This is a genomic window from Microbacterium sp. Soil_C_42, from assembly GCF_057656735.1.
Window position 1 is genome coordinate 14,252 of the sequence record NZ_JBDGJU010000036.1, and the last position, 19,672, is coordinate 33,923.

Annotated in this window: 21 protein-coding genes, 3 tRNA genes and 1 pseudogene; 10 read left to right on the forward strand and 15 right to left on the reverse strand. The window is 69.6% G+C overall.

Annotation, left to right across the window (positions count from 1 at the left end):
- Positions 1-24: 24 nt before the first annotated feature.
- A complete protein-coding gene (locus tag AC3A46_RS16330) occupies positions 25-738 on the reverse strand; it encodes a VIT1/CCC1 transporter family protein (RefSeq protein ID WP_487666146.1) in 714 nt (237 codons plus the stop codon).
- An 87-nt stretch (positions 739-825) separates the two neighbouring features.
- On the opposite strand from AC3A46_RS16330, the gene AC3A46_RS16335 reads away from it, so the two are divergent.
- From AC3A46_RS16335 to AC3A46_RS16345, 3 genes are all read left to right on the forward strand, one after another.
- Positions 826-899 (forward strand) — tRNA-Ile (locus tag AC3A46_RS16335).
- Between the two features lie 11 nt (positions 900-910).
- Positions 911-983 (forward strand) — tRNA-Ala (locus tag AC3A46_RS16340).
- A gap of 73 nt (positions 984-1,056) precedes the next feature.
- Positions 1,057-1,497 carry an NUDIX hydrolase gene (locus AC3A46_RS16345; RefSeq protein ID WP_487666147.1) on the forward strand — a complete coding sequence of 147 codons (441 nt, stop codon included), beginning with the start codon at positions 1,057-1,059 and terminating at the stop codon, positions 1,495-1,497.
- A 15-nt stretch (positions 1,498-1,512) separates the two neighbouring features.
- Here the strand turns inward: AC3A46_RS16345 and AC3A46_RS16350 are convergent, their stop codons facing one another.
- Both AC3A46_RS16350 and AC3A46_RS16355 read right to left on the reverse strand, forming a co-directional pair.
- Positions 1,513-2,010, reverse strand: a complete 498-nt coding sequence (locus AC3A46_RS16350) for an aminoacyl-tRNA deacylase (RefSeq protein WP_487666148.1) — start codon at positions 2,008-2,010, stop codon at positions 1,513-1,515.
- Positions 2,003-2,518, reverse strand: a complete 516-nt coding sequence (locus AC3A46_RS16355; protein ID WP_487666149.1) for a DNA helicase — start codon at positions 2,516-2,518, stop codon at positions 2,003-2,005. Before AC3A46_RS16355 ends, AC3A46_RS16350 begins: the two co-directional genes overlap by 8 nt.
- A 97-nt stretch (positions 2,519-2,615) precedes the next feature.
- On the opposite strand from AC3A46_RS16355, the gene AC3A46_RS16360 reads away from it, so the two are divergent.
- Both AC3A46_RS16360 and AC3A46_RS16365 read left to right on the forward strand, forming a co-directional pair.
- Entirely contained in the window at positions 2,616-3,188 is a 573-nt protein-coding gene (locus AC3A46_RS16360; protein ID WP_056365531.1) for a peptidylprolyl isomerase, read from the forward strand.
- 87 nt (positions 3,189-3,275) lie between these two features.
- Positions 3,276-4,166 carry a rhomboid family intramembrane serine protease gene (locus AC3A46_RS16365; RefSeq protein ID WP_487666150.1) on the forward strand — a complete coding sequence of 297 codons (891 nt, stop codon included), beginning with the start codon at positions 3,276-3,278 and terminating at the stop codon, positions 4,164-4,166.
- A gap of 165 nt (positions 4,167-4,331) precedes the next feature.
- Here AC3A46_RS16365 and AC3A46_RS16370 read toward each other — a convergent pair whose 3' ends face one another.
- Positions 4,332-4,571: a cell division protein CrgA gene (locus AC3A46_RS16370; RefSeq protein ID WP_045301992.1), complete on the reverse strand. Its 240-nt coding sequence runs from the start codon at positions 4,569-4,571 to the stop codon at positions 4,332-4,334.
- Between the two features lie 55 nt (positions 4,572-4,626).
- Here AC3A46_RS16370 and AC3A46_RS16375 point away from each other — a divergent pair, with 55 nt between their 5' ends.
- The 3 genes from AC3A46_RS16375 to AC3A46_RS16385 are packed head-to-tail and all read left to right on the forward strand — an operon-like array spanning position 4,627 to position 6,259.
- Positions 4,627-5,430, forward strand: a complete 804-nt coding sequence (locus tag AC3A46_RS16375) for a class E sortase (RefSeq protein ID WP_487666151.1) — start codon at positions 4,627-4,629, stop codon at positions 5,428-5,430.
- Complete coding sequence (locus tag AC3A46_RS16380) at positions 5,430-5,618, forward strand: hypothetical protein (protein WP_056365525.1); 189 nt, start codon at positions 5,430-5,432, stop codon at positions 5,616-5,618. The genes AC3A46_RS16375 and AC3A46_RS16380 overlap by 1 nt, the downstream gene beginning before the upstream one ends.
- Positions 5,615-6,259 (forward strand): anthranilate synthase component II, encoded by a 645-nt coding sequence (locus tag AC3A46_RS16385; RefSeq protein ID WP_487666152.1) that lies wholly within the window; start codon positions 5,615-5,617, stop codon positions 6,257-6,259. Before AC3A46_RS16380 ends, AC3A46_RS16385 begins: the two co-directional genes overlap by 4 nt.
- Before the next feature lie 25 nt (positions 6,260-6,284).
- On the opposite strand, the gene pknB is transcribed toward AC3A46_RS16385, so the two are convergent.
- From pknB to AC3A46_RS16420, 7 genes are all read right to left on the reverse strand, one after another.
- The gene (gene pknB, locus AC3A46_RS16390; RefSeq protein ID WP_487666153.1) at positions 6,285-7,979 is read right to left on the reverse strand and encodes a Stk1 family PASTA domain-containing Ser/Thr kinase; all 1,695 of its coding nucleotides are present in this window, start codon (positions 7,977-7,979) and stop codon (positions 6,285-6,287) included.
- A gap of 94 nt (positions 7,980-8,073) precedes the next feature.
- Positions 8,074-9,786 carry a serine/threonine protein kinase gene (locus AC3A46_RS16395; protein WP_487666154.1) on the reverse strand — a complete coding sequence of 571 codons (1,713 nt, stop codon included), beginning with the start codon at positions 9,784-9,786 and terminating at the stop codon, positions 8,074-8,076.
- Positions 9,783-11,243, reverse strand: coding sequence for a peptidoglycan D,D-transpeptidase FtsI family protein (locus AC3A46_RS16400; protein ID WP_487666155.1), 1,461 nt, complete (start codon positions 11,241-11,243; stop codon positions 9,783-9,785). Before AC3A46_RS16400 ends, AC3A46_RS16395 begins: the two co-directional genes overlap by 4 nt.
- A 1-nt stretch (position 11,244) precedes the next feature.
- On the reverse strand, positions 11,245-12,639 hold the full coding sequence (locus AC3A46_RS16405; protein WP_487666156.1) for an FtsW/RodA/SpoVE family cell cycle protein: 1,395 nt from the start codon (positions 12,637-12,639) through the stop codon (positions 11,245-11,247).
- Positions 12,636-13,874: a PP2C family protein-serine/threonine phosphatase gene (locus AC3A46_RS16410; RefSeq protein WP_487666157.1), complete on the reverse strand. Its 1,239-nt coding sequence runs from the start codon at positions 13,872-13,874 to the stop codon at positions 12,636-12,638. Before AC3A46_RS16410 ends, AC3A46_RS16405 begins: the two co-directional genes overlap by 4 nt.
- Positions 13,875-13,892: 18 nt before the next feature.
- The gene (locus tag AC3A46_RS16415) at positions 13,893-14,432 is read right to left on the reverse strand and encodes an FHA domain-containing protein FhaB/FipA (protein ID WP_487666158.1); all 540 of its coding nucleotides are present in this window, start codon (positions 14,430-14,432) and stop codon (positions 13,893-13,895) included.
- Entirely contained in the window at positions 14,429-15,172 is a 744-nt protein-coding gene (locus AC3A46_RS16420; protein ID WP_487666159.1) for an FHA domain-containing protein, read from the reverse strand. Before AC3A46_RS16420 ends, AC3A46_RS16415 begins: the two co-directional genes overlap by 4 nt.
- A gap of 158 nt (positions 15,173-15,330) precedes the next feature.
- Here AC3A46_RS16420 and AC3A46_RS16425 point away from each other — a divergent pair.
- Positions 15,331-15,414, forward strand: a tRNA-Leu gene (locus AC3A46_RS16425).
- 58 nt (positions 15,415-15,472) lie between these two features.
- Here the strand turns inward: AC3A46_RS16425 and AC3A46_RS16430 are convergent.
- Both AC3A46_RS16430 and AC3A46_RS16435 read right to left on the reverse strand, forming a co-directional pair.
- Positions 15,473-15,964, reverse strand: a complete 492-nt coding sequence (locus tag AC3A46_RS16430) for a GNAT family N-acetyltransferase (protein ID WP_487666160.1) — start codon at positions 15,962-15,964, stop codon at positions 15,473-15,475.
- Between the two features lie 46 nt (positions 15,965-16,010).
- Positions 16,011-16,643: a GntR family transcriptional regulator gene (locus AC3A46_RS16435; protein WP_487666161.1), complete on the reverse strand. Its 633-nt coding sequence runs from the start codon at positions 16,641-16,643 to the stop codon at positions 16,011-16,013.
- A 375-nt stretch (positions 16,644-17,018) separates the two neighbouring features.
- Here AC3A46_RS16435 and AC3A46_RS16440 point away from each other — a divergent pair, with 375 nt between their 5' ends.
- Positions 17,019-17,225, forward strand: coding sequence for a cold-shock protein (locus tag AC3A46_RS16440; protein WP_045302013.1), 207 nt, complete (start codon positions 17,019-17,021; stop codon positions 17,223-17,225).
- A gap of 91 nt (positions 17,226-17,316) precedes the next feature.
- Here AC3A46_RS16440 and AC3A46_RS16445 read toward each other — a convergent pair whose 3' ends face one another.
- Complete coding sequence (locus AC3A46_RS16445; RefSeq protein WP_487666162.1) at positions 17,317-19,392, reverse strand: bifunctional lysylphosphatidylglycerol flippase/synthetase MprF; 2,076 nt, start codon at positions 19,390-19,392, stop codon at positions 17,317-17,319.
- 35 nt (positions 19,393-19,427) lie between these two features.
- Positions 19,428-19,672: pseudogene (locus AC3A46_RS16450) on the reverse strand (hypothetical protein); the annotation flags it as partial.

A 19,672-nucleotide genomic window follows, 5' to 3' on the forward strand; every position in this document is an offset into this window, starting at 1 on the left:
ATGCCGGCGCTCGGCGTTTGCGGGTCAGACCACCGTGGTCCCGAGCAGCGTGCCGATGAGCCACGTCGCGGCGAGGGCCAGCGCGCCGCCGATGACGAGGCGGATCGCGGCCCTCACCTTCGGAGCGCCGCCGAGGTGCGCCGAGACCGTGCCGGTGACGGCCAGAGCGATGAGCACCGCCACGAAGGTGACGGGCACACGCCACTCGGGAGGCGGGAGAAGGATCGCGAGGAAGGGCAGCAGCGCGCCGAGGGTGAAAGCGATGGCCGACGAGATCGCCGCGTGCCACGGGTTCACGAGGTCGTTCTGGTCGATGTGCAGCTCGACCTCGAGGTGGGCCGACAGCGCGTCGTGGGCGGTCAGCTCGAGGGCGACCTGACGTGCCGTCGCATCCGACAGCCCGCGGTCGCGGTAGAGCTGGGTGAGCTCCTCGAGCTCCTCCTCGGGCATCTCATGGAGTTCGCCGCGCTCTTTGGCGATCAGCGCCCGCTCGGAGTCGCGCTGACTGCTCACCGAGACGTACTCGCCGAGCGCCATCGAGATGGCACCGCCGACGAGGCCGGCGATGCCGGCGGTGAACAGCGCGGCGGTGTCGGTCGTCGCGCCTGCGACGCCGACGACCAGCGCCGCGACCGAGACGATGCCGTCGTTCGCGCCCAGAACACCGGCGCGGAGCCAGTTCAGGCGCTCCCCCAGCCGGACCCCGTGCGGTTCGCCAGGATGGGAATTCTCTGTCACGACCCCAGTCAACCAGCCCGATTCGTGAAATCCGGATTCGTCGGGTAAAGTCTTGGAGGTTGCGGAGCGCAGGTTCCGCAGTCAAACGGGGCTATAGCTCAGGCGGTTAGAGCGCTTCACTGATAATGAAGAGGTCCCAGGTTCAAGTCCTGGTAGCCCCACCGTAAGCCCCGGGGCCTTAGCTCAGTTGGTAGAGCGCCTGCTTTGCAAGCAGGATGTCAGGAGTTCGAATCTCCTAGGCTCCACACAGCCGAAGCCGGTTCCGAGAGGGACCGGCTTCTGCATTCTCCCCCGGGCCCCCCGCAGTTAGGGTGAAGCATGGACCTGCGCGTCGCGGCGTACGCGGTGATCGTGGACGATCACGACCGTGTCCTGCTCGCGCACTGGAACGAGGGCCGTCGCGCCGCGTGGACGATGCCCGGCGGCGGTCTCGAGCCTGGAGAGGACCCTGAGAGCGCTGCGCGCCGCGAGGTCAGGGAAGAGACCGGCTACCGGGTCGAGATCGACGGGCTCCTCGGCATCCATTCCCGCGTGATCCCGCCGGGCCGCCGGCTCAAGCCTGGTGCGGACCTGCCGCTGCACACGCTGCGCATCGTCTACCGTGCCCGTATCACCGGCGGGCGCCTGCGCAACGAGACCGGCGGGTCGACGGACCGCGCCGAGTGGTTCACACTCCCCGACGTCCGCGCGCTGCAGCGCGTCAAGCTGGTCGACATCGCCCTCACGATGGCGGGGATCGAACTTCCGTCGACGCCCTGATGGCGACGGATGCCGTCAGTCGATGGGCTGCGAGATGTCGGCGACCGTCGCGCCGTAGGCGTCGATGAGCGCGTCGGCGTCGACGAACATGCTGTAGCCGTGGGCGCCCGCTCCCATCGCGATGCGCTGGCCCGCGATCTCGGCGTCGGCGTAGATCGGCCAGTCGTGCGTGCTGCCGAGCGGCACGATGGTGCCCCGCTCGTAGCCGGTGGCCGCGAGGGCGCGCGCAGGATCCGGCAGCTGGAGTTTGTTCACCCCGACGACGGCGCGCAGCTTGGGCCAGGAGATCGCACGGTCACCCGGGATCAGGGCGAACAGATAGGTGTCGTCGCTGCGCTTGACGACGAGCGTCTTCACGATGCCCGACGGCGGGATGCCGAGGATCGCGGCAGCCTCCGGCAGGCTGTTCGCCGCCGGACGCTCCCGGATCTCGACCTCGAGGCCGCGTTCGGCCGCCGCCGCGCGGACGCGATCGACGCCCGTCAGAACCTCACCGGTGGTGGGCTCAGGCATCCGGTGCGCGCAGCGGGTCGTCCGCGACCCAGAGCTCGTCGTCGGCCCGCAGCGTCTGCCACGCGGCGTACAGCACGCCGACCGCGGCGGCGACGCCGAGGATGATGGCGATCACGCCGCCGGCGCCGATGCCCTTCTTCGCCGGAACAGGCACCGCCTTCGCCCACGAGGACGGAAGGCTGATGCCGCGGCCGTCCGCCAGGCGCGAGCGCTGCTCGTTGGCGGCGTCCCACACCGACAGCGCGGAGCCGACGACGGCGCCCGCCGCGGGAATGACGGTCTTGTTGACGACCTTCTTGCCCTTGTCGACGTAGGGGGCGGCGTACTTGTCGTACCCGGCCTGCACCTGCGGCTTGACCTGCTCGCGGCCGTAGTGACCGAGCTGACGGCTCGCCTCGCGGGCGACGGTCGCGGCCTCCCCGACCAGAACCTGCTGGGCCTCCCAGAGGTTTCCGGCCTGCTTCTGCAGCTTCTCGAGTTCCTTCTTGCGCTTGCGGCTGAGGCTCACGGTTTGCCCTCCCTATCGTGGGGATGTCGGTCTCTTCATCTTGCCAGACCACCGGTGAGACGGGAGGGGTTGCAGGGAACTCTGAGACAATGTAGACATGCCGCTTCACACAGCTGTCGCAACGATCCACACCAACTACGGCGACATCGTCGTCAACCTGTTCGGCGACCAGGCTCCTCGCACCGTGCAGAACTTCATCGGCCTGTCCGACGGTTCGCAGGCGTGGACGCACCCGGCGACCGGCAAGCCGGGCGAAGGCCCGCTGTACAAGGACGTCATCTTCCACCGCATCATCTCGGGCTTCATGATCCAGGGCGGCGACCCGCTCGGTCAGGGCGTGGGCGGCCCCGGCTACAACTTCAACGACGAGATCAGCGGCGAGCTCACCTTCACCGCTCCGTACAAGCTCGCCATGGCGAACGCGGGCCTGCGTCGCAACGCGATCACCGGCCAGCCCGAGGGCACCAACGGCTCGCAGTTCTTCATCACCGTCCCCGGCCAGGGCGGCCGCGGCCCGGAGTGGCTGCAGGGCAAGCACACGATCTTCGGCGAGGTCGTCGACGACGCGTCGAAGGCCGTCGTCGACACGATCGCCGAGGTGCCGACGGCGGCGGGCGACCGCCCGGTCGAGCCCGTCGTCATCGAGTCGATCGACATCGCCGCGGTCTGAGCGCGAGCGTCACCGGGCCCGGGGCGGCGACCGCCGCCCCGGGCCATCCGCATCCCTGAGCCCAGGCGAGACAGAGACGGGGCCCGCGTGAGCACGCAGGACTTCCAGCGCAACCGCGACAACTTCTGCTACCGGCATCCCGACCGACAGAGCTTCGTGCTGTGCCAGCGGTGCCTGCGCACGATCTGCCCGGAGTGCCAGACGCAGGGCGCCGTCGGGGTCATCTGCCCGGAGTGCCTCCGCGACCAGCAGAAGACGCAGTCGCCGGCGCAGAAGAAGGCCGAGCGGCGGTGGTCGCGCCCGCGTGCCATGTCGGCGTCGTCCGGCCGGCCCGTCGTCACCTACTCGATCATCGCGATCACCGCCTTCGCCTACCTCCTGACGCTCATCCCCGGCGTCGGCGGAGCCATCCAGGACGCGCTGTACTACTGGGCGCCGCTGCTCTACCCCGAGTTCCGGGGCACCTTCCAGCCCTGGCGTCTGCTCACCGTCGCCCTGGTGCATTCGGGCATCTGGCATGTGGGACTCAACATGCTCGCCCTGTGGATGATCGGACGCAGTCTCGAGCCGCTCCTCGGCCGCTGGCGCTTCCTCACGCTCTACCTCCTCAGCACGCTCGGCGGCTCCGTCGCCGTGACGCTGCTGTCGTTCACGACGCCGGTGGTCGGGGCATCCGGTGCCATCTTCGGCCTCTTCGGGGCGCTCCTCGTGATCGGACGCCACATCGGCGCGAACATCGCCGGCATCGCCCTCGTGCTCGGAATCAACCTCGTGATCGGGTTCATTCCCGGATTCAACGTGTCATGGCAGGCGCACGTCGGCGGCCTGCTCGTCGGCCTGCTCGTGGCATTCATCTACACGCGTACGCGTGGGGTCCGCCAACGCGGGCTGCAGATCGGGCTTCTCGTCGCGGTCGGCGCGGGACTGGTGGCACTCCTGTTCGTGCCGGTCTTCTTCCCGGCGCTCGTGATCCTCTGAACCGAGTTATCCACAGGCTCATCCACACCCTGGGGAGAATCACACGGGTGTAATTCACAGGTGTTAACAGACTTGTTAACAACTCCGGATCGGCCCGATCCGCAGCATCCGGGCATGGAAAAACCCCGGTCGCCATAGACCGGGGTTTCTCTTTCGAAGTGTCGCTTATCGCCAGCGCGTCGTCATCAGGAAGCCGATGAAGGCGATGCCGAAGCCGATCACGAGGTTCCATGCCCCGATGTCGGGGATCGGGAACGCCATGCCGCTCAGGTAGAAGACGAGGATCCACACCAGACCGATGAGCATCAGTCCGATCATGATCGGCTTGAACCACACCGGGTTGGGTGCGGCTTCGCCTTCTGCGCGCTCGACGAGCGAGTCGTCGTCTTTGCCGGGTCGTGCCATGCTGAAGAGTCTAACTGCCAGCCACGCCACAGCCCGCCCTGATTAGAATCCACCTGTGGATGACGCGCTGCGCGACCCGAGGCGAGCTGCCCGCGGGACTCGAACCCCGCGTCGGCGCACCTCCGTCGTCGGCGTCATCGGCGAGGTGCTCATCACGGCCGGTGTCGTCGTGCTCCTCTACGTCGTGTGGCAGCTCTGGGTGGGCGACCTCATCTACGGCGCCGAGCGCAACGCCGAGGGCACGGAGCTGTCGCAGGAGTGGCAGGCGCAGTACGAGGATCAGAACCCCGACGCGGCCCCCGCCCCGAGCGAGTCCGGCACCGACCCCGAAGCGGTGCCCGTCACCGCACCCCCGCCCGTGTTGGCAGAGCCCGCCGACGGTCAGACATTCGCGATCATGCGGATCCCCCGGTTCGGCGCGGATTACGCCGTGCCGATGGCCGGCGGCGTCACGCGGGCCCGTACCCTCGATCCCATCGGCATCGGCCACTACCCCGGAACCAAGATGCCGGGCGAAGCCGGCAACTTCGCGCTCGCCGCGCACCGCACCACGTGGGGCAAGCCCTTCAACCGCATCGCCGATCTGCACGTCGGCGACGCGATCGTCGTCGAGACGCAGGAGGGGTGGTACACGTACCGCTTCCGCACACTCCAGTACGTCACGCCGAACGAGGTCGAGGTGCTCCTTCCGGTCCCCCAGCAGATGGATGTCCCCGCGGGCACGGCCTACATCACGCTGACCAGCTGCAGTCCGATGTACGCCATGACCGAGCGCATCGTGGCGTACGGCGTGTTCGAGTCGTTCACCCCCCGCACGGCGTCGGGCGAGGAGCCCGCCTCCCTCCAGGCGGTGGCCTGATGTACGCGGGTCTGTGGCGGATCCTCCCCGGCCCGTGGTGGGTGCGGGTCCTCATCCTGCTCGTGCTGATCGCCGCCGTGCTGTACGGCCTCCTCTTCTACGCCTTCCCCTGGGTCAGTCAGTTCGTGAACCCGCAGGAGGTCACCGTCACCCTGCCCGCGGCGTCGACTCCGACCCCGCTGTCGTGACCGATCGATCCTCGTCGTCGGCGCCGATCCTCGTCGTCGACAACCACGACAGCTTCGTGCACACCCTGATCGGGTACCTTCACGAACTCGGTGCCGACACCGAGCTCGTCGAGGCGGACGCCCTCACCGATCCGTCGCGCGACATCGCGGGGCGGCCCGGCGTCCTCGTCTCCCCCGGACCCGGCACGCCCGCCGATGCCGGCGCGTCGATCGACGTGGTCCGCGCGGCCGCGGCCGGCGGCTTCCCTCTCCTCGGTGTCTGTCTCGGTCACCAGGCGATCGGCGAGGCGTACGGAGCCACCGTCGATCACGCGCCCGAGCTCATGCACGGCATGACCTCGCTCGTGCACCACGACGGCTCGCTCCTGTACACAGGGCTGCCCGACCCGTTCACCGCCACGCGCTACCACTCCCTCGCGATCGTGCCCGAGACGCTCCCCGACGACCTCGTCGTCACCAGTCGCACGGCGAGTGGAGTGATCATGGGCGTCGCCCACCGGACCGCGCCGATCCTCGGCGTGCAGTTCCACCCCGAGAGCGTGCTGACCGAGGGCGGCTACCGCCTGCTCGGCAACTGGCTCGCATCGATCGGATACACGGATGCCGCGTCCCGCGGCGCTGCGCTGAGCCCGAGGCGCTGAAACCCCGGGCCGAATGCCCTCCGGGTCAGGCGCCCGTGCAGTAGGTCAGCGTGATCTCGGAGTGGACCGGGACGTCGCCCGGCGTGAGGGACTGCGACGACACGGTCGGCGGGGTGGAGCCCGCGCAGTTCGGGTCTTCCGCCGGGATCACCGTGAGGCCGAGGTTCTCGAGCTCACGAGTGGCCGCGTCGACGGTGTAGCCGCGCACGTCGTTGATGGCCACGCGGCCCGAGGCGACGACGAGGTTGACCATCGTGCCGGTGGGAACGCTCGCCCCGTCGACCGGGTTGCTCGAGATCACCGTGCCCGCGGCGAGATCCTTGTCGTTCTGCTGCGTGACGGTGCCCAGCTGGAGCCCCGCGCCGGTGATGGCCGAGGTCGCCGCCTCCTGTCCGAGCCCGGTGAGCGTCGGAACCGTCGACATCTCCTGCCCGGTCGACACGTAGACCTTCACCTGCTGATCGGGTGCGACGGACGTCCCCGGCTCGGGATCGGTGCGGATGACGTTGCCCGCGGCGACGTCGGTGCTCTCCTCGTCCACGCGGATCGCGCGGAGGTCCGATTCGGCGAGGGTGTCGTTCGCGCGCTCGTAGGTCATGCCCGAGACGTCCGGCACCTCGCGCACGTTGCCCGGGAGGTCGTCGCGCGGCTGGATCGTGAGCACCCAGAACAGCAGGGAGATGAGCAGCACCGCGAGCAGGGCCACGCCCGCCCAGATCCACGCCACCGGCGGACCGGCCTGCGTGCGCTTCATCGTGGTGTCTGTGCTGAGCTGACGCAGCGACCGCGCGGTCTCGGCAGCCTGCCGCGGGTTCGGCCCGTACAGCTCGCTCGTGAGCGCGCCCACCTGGCGCTTGGAGGGCTGCCGGCCGTCGACGGTCGCGTCGAGGGCCTCGCGGAAGCCCGCGGCGTCCTGGTAGCGCTGGAAGGGGTCCTTCGCGAGAGCGCGCAGGGCGACGGTGTCCAGAGCCCGGGGCACGGTGTCGTTCACCTCGGAGGGCGGCACCGGCGCTTCGCTGACGTGCTGGTACGCCACCGCGACGGGCGACTCGCCGCGGAACGGCTGGCGCCCGGTGAGGAGCTCGTACAGCACGACGCCCGTCGAATAGACGTCGGCACGGGCGTCGACCGGCTCGCCCTTGGCCTGCTCGGGCGAGAAGTACGCGGCGGTGCCGAGGATCTGGGTCGTCTCGGCGACCGTCGACGACGAGTCCGACACCGCGCGCGCGATGCCGAAGTCCATCACCTTCACCTGGCCGGCGTCGGTGACCATGACGTTGCCCGGCTTGATGTCGCGATGCACCACACCTGCGCGGTGCGAGTACTCGAGGGCCTCGAGGATCCCGTCGACGTAGCGGACGGCGTCCGTCACCGGGACCGGGCCCGCGGCGATGATCTCCTTGAGGAGCCGGCCCTTGACGAGCTCCATGACGATGAACGGCACCGGACGCACCGTGCCGTCGGGAGCCGTGAGAGAGTCCTCGCCGGCGTCGTAGACGCGCACGATCGTCGGATGGGCCATGCGCGAGGCAGCCTGCGCCTCGAGGCGGAACCGCGTGCGGAACGCGTTGTCGTCGGCGAGCTCGCGGTCGAGGATCTTGATCGCGACCTCGCGGCCGAGCGTGAGGTCGTAGCCGCGATAGACGCTCGCCATGCCGCCCCGGCCGATCGGCTCATCGATGCGATAGCGCCCCGAAAGCACGCGCGGCTCAGCTGTCACGGTCACTCCCTGCCTGGAACATCAGCCACATTAGCCGAGCCCGAGCGGGTCGCACGTGCCGTACGACCCGCTCGGAGGACTCACTCAGCCAAGCTCACGGCGTCGGCGTCGGCGTCGGGAGGGGGTCTGCGGCTTCGATCAGCACGGTCGCCTCGCCGGACGAACCCGACGTGCGATTGCCCGCCGTGCCGCCGCTGCAGGTGACGGTGTACGTGACGATCACAGTCTGACCGGCGGTGTCGCCCGCGGTCACCGTCGCGTTGCGCGCGTTCTGCGGGAAGCTCGGGCCGTTGGCGATGGTGCCGTTCTGCACCGTGAAGGTGTACGAGCTCACCGATCCGGTGCCGGACGGGCAGGTGTAGCCGTCCCACATCACCGTCAGGGTGCCGCCGGGCTCTACCGTCGCCGGGGATCCCTGGAACGTCGGGGTGGAAGGCTCCGGCATCGGGGTCTGCCCGGCGTACGCCGTCAGCTCGACGATCGTGCCCTTCGGCACGTTGCCCGTCGGTGAGACGCTGTAGACCTTGCCCACACTGCCCTCGTCGGGCGCGGCGTTGCCCTCCTGGCAGCTCGCCCCGAGGCCGAGCGCGTCGAGCGCGGCCGACGCGGTGGGGCAGTCCTGCCCGACGTAGTCGTCCGCGACGACGTTCGCCGTGGTCGGCGTCGGCGTCGGCGTGTCCGTCGGCGTGACGGAAGGCGACGCCGAAGTCTTCGTCGGGTCGGGTTCGGGGGCGTCCGAGTTCGCGACCACGGCCCAGATCGTTCCGATCAGCACGAGCAGCAGCAGCGCGATGAGCGCGATCAGCGGCCACGTCCACGGGCTGCGCTTCTTCTTCTCGGTCGTCTCTTCGGCGGGCTCCTCGCCCGGAGCGGGCATGAGGCGGGTCGCCGCGGACGTGTCGGAGCCGGAGGCGAGCAGCTGCGTGGCGGCATCGCCTGCGGCCGCGGCTCCCGCGATCGCCGGGACGGCCGCCGCGGCGGCCGCGACATCGCCGCGGCGCAGAGCCGTGGCGGCGCGCGCGACGGCGGCAGCCGACGCGGGGCGCTCTTCGGGCTTCTTGGCGATCATCGCCATGACGAGGTTCTGCACCGGAACGGCGACCGTCGCGGGCAGCGCCGGCGGCTGCTCGTTGATCTGCGCCATCGCGATCGCGACCTGCGACTCGCCGGTGAACGGGCGCTTGCCCGCGAGGGACTCGTACGCGACGATGCCGAGCGAGTAGATGTCGGTGGCCGGGGAGGCCGGGTGCCCCGACGCCTGCTCCGGCGACAGGTACTGGACCGTGCCCATGACCTGGCCGGTGGCGGTCAGCGGCACCTGGTCGGCGATGCGCGCGATGCCGAAGTCGGTGATCTTCACGCGCCCGTCGGGCGTGATGAGGAGGTTCCCGGGCTTGATGTCGCGGTGCACCAGGCCCGCCGCGTGCGCGGCCTGCAGTGCAGCGGACGTCTGCGCGACGATGTCCAGCGTCTTGTCGGTCGACAGCGAGTCGTCGCGCTCGAGGATCGTCGACAGCGCCTCGCCGGGGACGAGCTCCATCACGAGGAACGCGCTGCCGTTCTCCTCGCCGTAGTCGAACACGCTGGCGATGCCCTCGTGGTTGACGAGCGCCGCGTGGCGGGCCTCGGCACGGAAGCGCTCCAGGAAGCCCGGATCGCCCATGTACTCGTCTTTGAGGATCTTGATGGCGACGGTTCGTCCGATGACGTGGTCCGTCGCCTCCCACACCTCGCCCATGCCGCCGATCGCTATGCGCGAATCGAGTTCGTAACGGCCGCCGAAGGTCACGCCCTGCGTCGGTCTCATCGTCCCAGCACCGCCTCCATGACCTTCTTCGCGATAGGAGCGGCGATGGTGTTGCCGCTGCCCGATTGTCCTTGCCTGCCGCCGTCCTCCACGACCACGGCGACGGCGACCTCCGGGTTGTCGGCGGGTGCGAAGCCGGTGAACCAGAGCGTGTACGGCTCATCGCCCGTGTTCTCCGCGGTACCCGTCTTTCCGGCCACGTCGACCCCGTCTATTCTTGCACCCGACGCAGCGCCGTCACTGACATTGGCGACCATCATCGCCACCAGCTCGTCTGCCAGTCCGGTGTCGAGGGCACGCCCGAATTCACTGTCGTCGAAGGTCTTCTGAACGGACAGATCCGGGCCGATCACGCGATCCACCATGCGCGGGTTCATCACGATCCCGCCGTTCGCGATGCCGGCCGACACCATCGCCATCTGCAGGGGCGTCGCCGTCACCTGACCCTGGCCGAAGCCGCTCAGCGCGGTCTGCGCGTCGTCCTGGATCGTGCGCGGGTAGCCCGAGGGCGTCGAGATGAGCGGCAGCTCGAACGACTGGTTGAAGCCGTACTTCTCGGCCTCTTCTCGGATCGCGGTGTCGCCGAGCTCGACGGCGAGCTCCGCGAACGGGATGTTGCAGCTCAGCCGCAGCGCGTCGGCGAGGGTGACGGTGTCGCCGCTGCCGCACGCGCCGCCGCTCGCGTTGTGCACCACGCTCGACGACTGCGGCAGCTGGTAGGTCGCAGGGTTCGGGAGCGTCGACTCGGGCGTGTATTCGCCCGACGCGAGGGCCGCGGAGGCGACGACGAGCTTGAACGTCGAGCCCGGCGGGTTGAGGTCGCCGGCGATCGCACGGTTCGACAGCGGCTTGCCCGGGTCGGCGACCAGCGCGTCGTACGCGGCGTTCACCTCGCCGGTGGCGTGAGAGGCCAGCACGTTCGTGTCGTAGCTGGGGCTGGTCACCATCGCCAGGACGCGGCCCGTCGACGGCTCGATCGCGATGACGGCGCCCTGCAGGTCGCCCAGCGCCTCGTAGGCCGCGCGCTGCACGCCGGCGTCGAGCGACAGCACGACGTTCGAGCCGCGCGGCGGCTGCCCGGTGAAGATGCGCTCGACGCGCGACAGGAACTGCGATCCCGCCGTACCGCTGAGCTCCTGGTTCATGGCCTGTTCGATGCCGGTCGCCGAGTTCAGGGCGGGATTGATGTAGCCCGTGACGGGCGCCCACATGTCGGCATCCGTGTACACCCGCTGCCACGTGTAGAGGTCGTCGGACGCCACCGACGAGGCGATCGCCGAGCCGCTGGCGATGATCGAGCCTCGCTGCACCTCGTACGAGTCGTAGAGCGCCCGGCGGTTCGCGGGGTTCGCGGCGAGCTCGTCGCTCTGGATCACCTGGATCCAGCTCGTCGACCCGAACAGCGCGAGGAACATGATCAGCATCAGGATGCTGAGTCGCCTGAGCTCCTTCGTCATGTCAGCCGATCACCACCCTCGGCCGGCTGCGGACGGCATCCGAGATGCGCAGCAGCAGGGCGACGATGATCCAGTTGGCCACCAGCGACGAACCGCCGGCCGCGAGGAACGGTGTCGTCAGGCCGGTGAGCGGGATGAGACGCGTGACGCCGCCGACCATGATGAAGACCTGCAGCGCGATCGTGAACGACAGGCCGGTCGCGAGGAGCTTGCCGAAGTCGTCCTGACCTGCGAGGCCGATGCGGATGCCGCGGCTCGTGAACACCATGTACAGGCACAGGATCGCGAAGACGCCGATGAGCCCGAGCTCCTCGCCGAGCGCCGGGAGGATGTAGTCGCTCTCGGCGACCGGCGTGAGGTACGGCCGTCCCTGGCCGAGGCCGGTGCCGAGCAGTCCGCCGTTGGCCATGCCGAAGATGCCGTTGACGAGCTGGTAGCTCGAGTTGTCCATCAGCTCGGGGTTGAACGCGTCGAGCCAGTTGTTGAACCGTGCGCCGACGTACGGCAGGATCCGCGACGCGAGGAATGCGCCCGACACCGCGAGCACGACGCCGATGAGCACCCAGCTGGTCTTGCCCGTGGCGACGTAGAGCATCGCCACGAACATGCCGAAGATGAGCACGCCGGTTCCGAGGTCGCGCTGCAGCACGATGATGCCGAGCGACACGAGCCAGATCACGAGCAGCGGGCCGAGCTCGCGGGCGCGCGGCCAGGTCATGCCGAGGAAGCGGGTGCCCGTCGAGGTCAGGCTCTCGCGCGTGCGGACGAGATAGCCCGCGAAGAAGATGCCGAGCGCGATCTTCGCGAGCTCGCCCGGCTGGAACGTGAAGAAGCCGACGTCGACCCACACGTCGGCGTTTCCGCCGCCGCTGAGGCCCGGGATCACGGGCAGGACCAGCAGCACGATGCCGACGAAGCCGAAGATGTACGTGTACCGGAACAGCACGCGGTAGTTCTTGAGGAACATCACCACGAGGATCGCCGCGACCAGCGCGATCGCCGCCCACGCGAGCTGCCGCGTCGAGAACGCGTCCCACCCGTGGCGGTCCCCGTACAGGTCGAGCCGGTAGATCATCGCGAGACCGAGCCCGGTGAGAAGCGTCGCGATCGGCACCACGAAAGGATCGGCGTCGCGGGCGCGCAGGCGCAGCAGGATGTGCAGCGCGATGACCAGGGCGGTGAGACCGCCGCAGTAGACGAGGAACGTCCAGTCGATCACGCCCTCGGAGCCGAGCTGCACGAGCGCGATGGCCGAGCCGTTGATGGTGAACGCGAAGATCAGCAGCGCCAGCTCGCGGTTGCGCTGCGTCTGCGGAACCCGGATGCGGCGCAGCGCCCGCACCACGGCGGTGTCGGTCGAGACCGCGTCGGTCGGTGTGCCCGTGGATGCGCTCATCCGCCGCCTCCCGCCAGGTCGCTGATTCCCGACACGATCTGCCGCGCGTGCGACAGGGAGTTCGCCGAGATGGTCTGTTCCACCGTCGCACGGGCGAAGTCCGAGAGCGAATCGAGGGGGATCTCGGTGTCTTCGTACGGGGTCGACAGCGAGATCGGCCCGATGCCCTGCTGCACGCCCTGGTAGATGACGACGGTGTCCTCGTCGGCGCCGACGTAGTACCGGGTCTGCGTCCACTGGTAGCCGATCCAGGCGGCCCCGGCGATGATCACGAGCACGAGTGCCACGCCGGTGATCCAGCCGATGCGGCGGCGACGTGCCCGTCGCCGGTCCTCCTCGATGAGCTCTTCGAGGAACTCCGGGGCCGGCTCGAAGTGGGTCGGCTCGTTCGCCGCCTGGCGGTTCGGGTGCAGCCAGCTCGAACGCCGGGGCGCCGCCGCGGGCACCTCGACGCCGACCGGGTTCGACGCGGAGCCCACGATGGTGGGCGTGCCCGAGAAGAGCGGATGCTGCCCGCCGACGTCGACGATGACGATCGTGACGTTGTCGGGGGCGCCGCCGTCGAGGGCCTGCTTCAGCAGGTTGTCGGCCGTGCGGCCCGGGGCCAGACCCAGCCCGAGCGCCTTGGACGTGTGAGGGTCGTCGACCACGCCCGACAGGCCGTCCGAGCACAGCAGCCAGCGGTCGCCGGGCTGCGTCGGCATGATGAACGTGTCGAGCTCGGGATCGGTGTCCATGTCGCCGAGCACGCGCATGAGCACCGAGCGGCGCGGGTGGTACCGCGCCTCTTCGGGCGTGATGCGGCCCGAGTCGACGAGGCGCTGCACGAAGGTGTGGTCGGTGGTGATCTGCGTGAGGGCGCCGTCGCGGTACAGGTAGATGCGCGAGTCGCCGATGTGGGCGATCACGGCGTAGTCGTCGACCATGATCAGCGCGCTGACCGTGGTGCCCATGCCGGCCAGCTCCGGCCGGACGCCTACGGTGTCGACCAGGTCGACCGCGGCGTCCGAGATCGCGTCGCGCAGCGCACGCTCCGCCTCGGCGGTCGAGTCGAACGGGCGGTCGAGCCCTTCCAGGCGCGAGATCGCGAGGCTCGACGCGACGTCGCCGCCCGCGTGACCGCCCATGCCGTCGGCCACGACGAACAGGTTGGAGCCGGCGTAGCCGGAGTCCTGGTTGTTGGAGCGCACCTTGCCGGTGTGCGAGATCGCGGCGCTCGAGCCCTGGAAGACCATGTGCGAGGGGTCCGCCCGCTACTTCCGCAGCTCGAACGTCGTCGCGCCGACCTTGATCGGGGCGCCGAGGTTCACGGGGACCGGGGCCGTCACACGCGCACCGTCGTGCCACGTGCCGTTCGTCGAGTCGAGATCCTGAATCATCCACTGGTCGCCCCACAGCACCAGGCGTGCGTGGTGGCTCGACGTGTAGTCGTCGCGGACGACGAGTCCCGACTCGCTCGAGCGGCCGATCGTGAGCGGCTCGTTGCCCAGCGGGAGCTCGAGCCCGGTCTTGGGCCCGCTCGTGATGACGATGCGCGACGCGGTGGCGGTCGTGGCGGGTCCGCCGGGCTTGGCAACCGGCGCGGGCGCCGCCGGAGCGACGGGTCCGCCCACCGACGACGAGGCGGCAGCCGATGCCACGGGCGCGGCGGCTGCGGCGGCCGCAGCATCCGGCATCCGCCTGACCTTCACACCGAACAGGTCGGCGCGCAGCGAGTAGACGACGGCGAAGACGAACGCCCACAGCAGCACCAGGAACCCGATGCGCAGCAGCAGCAGGGTGAGCTCGCTCATGCCAGCGGCCCCCGCTCGTGCGCGTCGAACGCCCGCGTGGCATCGTCGACGGATGCTGCGGGCCGCGGCGTGCTCGCCTGTGCGACGACGCGGAACACGATGTCGGTGCGGCCGATGCGCACGGTCGAGTCGGGCGGCAGCGCCGCCTCGGCCACCTTGCGGCCGTCGAGCATCGTGCCGTTGGTCGAGCCGAGGTCGCGCACCATGGCGCGCTCGCCGTCCCACAGGATCTCGACGTGCTTGCGGCTGGTGCCCGAGTCGGCGACCGTGATGTCGGCGTCGCTGCCGCGGCCGATGACCGTGCGCGACTTCGTCAGGGGGATGCGACGGCCCTCGACGTCGACGACGCCGCGCCACGAGACGCGGCCGCCCTGCGCCGTCGACGACTCGACGCGAAGGGTGCCGGTCGACATCTCGTCGTCGCGGCGGATCGCGATCGTCACCGGACCTGCGAACGAGTACCCCTGCGCCTTGGCGTGCGCATGGACGAGCGTGTCGAGCTCGTGAAGGAGCGCGTCGCCGAGCGCCGAGATGCGGTCGTCGTCGGCGGGCGACAGGCGCACCGTGAACGTGTTCGGAGCGAGGATACGGTCGCGGCTCACGACCGCCGCCTTCTTGTCGAGTTCGCTGCGCAGGGCCGATGCGATCTCGACAGGCTGAATGCCGCTGCGGAAGGTCTTGGCGAACGCGCTGTTGACTGCGCGCTCCAGACCTTTCTCGAAGCTGTCAAGTAGTCCCACGGAGCTCCTCTAGAGGGGGGTGCCGGTTGCTACATGCTAATTGCACACGCTGTACCCGTCATGGATCGTGGCCCCCGGACAGGAGAGTTCGGAAGGGGCCGCGACGCATGATATCCTCGGCAAGTTGAGTTTCGCGGGATCTCCGGATGCCGCGGCTCGCGCGAGTGGCGGAATAGGCAGACGCGCTGGCTTCAGGTGCCAGTGCCCGAAAGGGCGTGGGGGTTCAACTCCCCCCTCGCGCACAGCGCAGAAGAGGACTCCCGAGAGGGGGTCCTCTTCTTTTGCCCGACCGGCCGAGCGCTACGCGCCGTCGAGGGCGGGCGGCAGTGCGAAGACGATCTCCTCGATCTCGCGGCCGACGCCCGGGGCGAAGTCGACGTTGCGCGACACCTCGGTGAAGCCGACCTTCGTGAGCACGGCGATGGAGGCGGCGTTGTGGGCGGCCACGCGGGCGAACAGCGGCCGGATGGGCTCGCGCGAGATGAGGTGGCGCACCGCCGCGGTGGCGACGCCCCGGCCCCACGCGTGACGAGCGATCCAATAGGTGACCTCGCGGTCGCCGTCGACGGTGAAGGATGCCGCGGTCCCGGCGAATCCGCCGTTCTCGGTGATCACGAAGGAGAGCACGTCGGCCATCGCGCGCTGCCGCTCGATCCAGGCGTCGAACGCCGCGCGGTCGTCCGGATCCTCCGCGGTGAATGCGGCCATCGTGATCGCCTCGCGGTCGCGCATCATCTCGAAGACGGCGTCGAGGTCGTCATCGTCCAGGGGTCGCAGATCGATGTGGTTCACGCGCTTCACGGTAGCCGCGGCATCCGTCACCGAGGAAGGGCGGGTGTCAGTTCAGGCCGTGGATGCCGCGGAGCAGGGATTCGGCGCGGTCGGCCTCGCGGGCGACGAACGCGTCACGGAACTCCTCGTAGGCGGCGGTGCGGCCGAGGGGGCACTCGATGAAGGGACGCCACCCGACCATGTCGCGCCGGATGGCGAACTCGTACTCGCGCACGAACTGAAGGAGCGCGAAGTTGCCGCTCGCGCGGGTGACGACGGCGAAGAATGCGTGGCTGGCAGCGGCGAGAGCGTCGGGGTCGTCGGCGCGGGACGCCGCGATCACGTCGTCGAGCCGCTCCAGCGCGAGCTCCAGCGCGTCGGGATCCGCCCGCCGCGCCGCCATGCGCACCGCCAGACCCATGTTGAAGGCGACGAGCTCGACGGTGTCGTTCTGCTGATTGGGGTACGACACCCGGGTGTAGCGGTGGGGCGACACCTCCACCAGGCCGGCCCGCTCCAGTCGCTGCAGCGCCTCGCGCACCGGCGTGCGCGAGACGCCGAGCCATTCCGCCAGCTCCTGATCGCGCAGACGCTCGCCGGGGGCGAGGCGCCCGTCGAGGATCGCCTCGCCCAGGCGCGCGTAGACCTCGTCTCCGAGGACGGCGCGGCTCGGCTCGAGCGGGACGAAGGGGGCACTCATGAGTGGCACCAGTGTACGCCGGAGGATTCACGTGCATAGACCCGCTTGAGCGTGCCTTGAGGAGGCCGCTGAGAAGGCCGCGGGACCCCACCCGGAACATGCAGAAACGCTGAGGAAACCGGCCTCGCTCTCGCACTGATATATCGGTACGATATTTCCTGTCCACGTTACGACGTGGCCTATCCGGGGGGATCCGTCGACGCCCGGGCTTTCGAGCCACGCTCAGCCCGGGCGGACGATGGTCCCCGTCTCGTCAACAGGCGCAGTGCAACATTTGTGTCACCTTCGCAACTGGGTCTCGCCGCGCGCCCCCGTCTTCACTACGTTGGATGCAATCGCCGCAATCGCGACGAGATCAACGAAGAACGGCAAGTAATGAGCACGCAGGGCACCGTCAAGTGGTTCAACTCGGAAAAGGGATTCGGCTTCATCGCTCCCGATGAGGGTGGCGCAGACGTCTTCGCGCACTACAGCGCAATCGAGTCGAGCGGGTACCGCTCCCTCGAGGAGAACCAGCGCGTCGAGTTCGAGATCGCGCAGGGACCCAAGGGCCTCCAGGCCGAGAACATCCGCCCGCTCTGAGCGGCGGACCGATCGTTTCACGCGGTCGAAGCCGCGGTATCCCCTGGGTGGGTGCCGCGGCTTCCTCGCGCGCGCCTGCGCCGGCGGAGGCTCAGTCCCGGTCGCTGCGGACGAGTTCGAGTCCCGCCCCGGCGAACTGACGCAGGGTCGCGTCGGGCAGGAACGCCCGCGTGAGGGCTCCGCCGATGCGGGTGAGGTCGCTCTCGTCGCGGAACAGCAGGTACATGGTCTCGTACCGCGGGTGGAACTTCTCCTTGAAGCGGTGCAGCGACCGAAAGCCGTAGACCGGTTCGAGCGCGTCGGCGAGCTTGTCGCTGAGCGCCGCGATCATTCCGGCATCCGGTGGGTAGTCGTGGGCGAGCGGCGCTCCCGAGAGTGACATGATCTCGGCGCCCTCGTCGGAGAACAGCCACGCCGATGAGCCGATCAGGTACTCCATCACCGGGCCGAACCCGCCTTCTCGGCGGCGCATCAGGTCGAGGGTCCATCCCCGCACGGCGCCGTCCGCGCCGTACACCGGCAGCCACGACAGGAACCCGTCGACGTCGCCGTTGGGCGCCAGCGCGAGGGCGAGGCGCACCTCGGGGTCTTCCGCCTCGACGAGGGTGCCGAGCGTGAACCCCATCTCGGGGAGTCCCTTGTCGCCCACCCACATCTCCGAGATCGCCCGCAGCTGCTGCTGCACGCCCCACGACTCCTCCTTGAGGTGGGTCATGCGGAACGTCATCTCCTCGCGACCGGCCCGGTTGAGCGACGAGCGCACCGAGTTCCACCGCTTGCCGGTGAATTCGAGGCCGGGAAGGTCCACGATCGTGTCGTCGGCCACGACCAGGCTGCGCCACGAGCCCGGCACGGCTGCTCGCGTGGCCTCGTCAGCGCTGAAGAAGCACGGGATCAGTCCCGCTCGCTCGGCATCGTGGATGAACTCCTCCACGGCTGCCGCGCGCGAGGACGCCGGTCCGATCGGGTCCGCGAGTGCGAGGGCGACACCGTTGCGCCGCTGGTAGGCGACGATGCTGTCGGTGGTGCGGGCGTAGGAGTTTCCCTCCCAGGTCGACATCCACGACAGGGTGCCGCCGCCGTGGGTGTGCAGCATCCGCCTCACGTCGTCGGCGACCGGTGCGGGCTGATGGCCGATGCGGGACTTGCGGCGGGCGCGGAACGCGCGACGCACCCAGATCAGGTACACGAGCATGAGCAGCCACATCACGCCGCCGGCGAGGGCCAGCTCGGTCTCGCCGTCGATCGTCGCCTCGACCTGCGCCTGGGAGGCGATGATGATCGCCGCGATGATGAGCAGCGCGCTCAGGATGTTGAGGGCGGCCAGGACGATCGCGACGACCCACGTCCACCGCCGCCCGCGGCGCAGCCCGTTGGCGACGACGAGGATCACGACGACGTCGATCGCGAGGTCGACGAAACCGCCCGACGCCGGCTCGGTCGGGCCGAACGGGCCGTCGGTGGGCACGAGGATCGTGATGATCTCCACCGCGCCGAGCACCAGCACCGCGATGAACGCGATCAGCCTCTGCTCGCGCACCGTGGTGCGCTGGACGCGGAGCGAGCGATCCACGAACAGCACGAGCAACACCGCGAGCAGGTGCTCCAGGTCTGCCAGCGTGCCCCAGAAGAGCATCGCGATGAACACGAAGCCGAGAAGCACCAGCCAGCCGCGGACCCGCCAGGGCGGACGCAGCAGCCCGACCGAGGCGGCGATGCACGCCATCGTCCCGCCGGACGGGCCGACGTCGAGCGCCGCAGCCTCGGCCTGTGCCCAGGCCCACGGGAGCAGCGAGAGGACCCAGAGCAGCAGCGCGGCCGCGAAGACCGCGAAGAGCTGGCCCACCCACAGGTAGGCCAGCGCCGCGCGCCAGCCGCGACGGAACTCGAGGTAGGCCATGCCCACGAAGCCCGTGATCGTGAACACGTAGACCCACGGCTGGTTGACGAAGAACGTCCCGGTGACCGGCGTCCACCATCGACCGGCTTCCAGGGCGGGAAGCCCGTAGGCGACGACGTCGAAGAGGTCCGAGTCCTCGAACGGCCGCCACAGCCCCTGCCAGACGACACCCGCCACGAGGACCAGCGCGACCATCGTCAGCGTCGCCGGGATCCGTCCCACCCCGGCCAGCACGCGGTTCGGTCTCTGAGTCGCCCCGTCGCTCATGGCCTTCACGATAGCGGGGGCCTTCCCGCTGTCGCCTATCCGAGCGGGCCGGCCGGGCGGGCGAATTCGGCGAGAGCTTTCGCGTCCTCGGCGTCGCGCATCGCACGGCGGGCGGCGTCGAGGGCGGCGACCGGATCCTGCGCCTGGCGCGCTTGGGCGAGCTCGCGCTGGGCCGAGAGCAGCCGCGAGCGCGCGTCGGCCCCGGCACGCGAACGGGAGACGGATGCCTCGGCCTGTGCCAGTGCGCCGCGAGCGGCGGCGAGGGTGCCAGGGAGGGCGG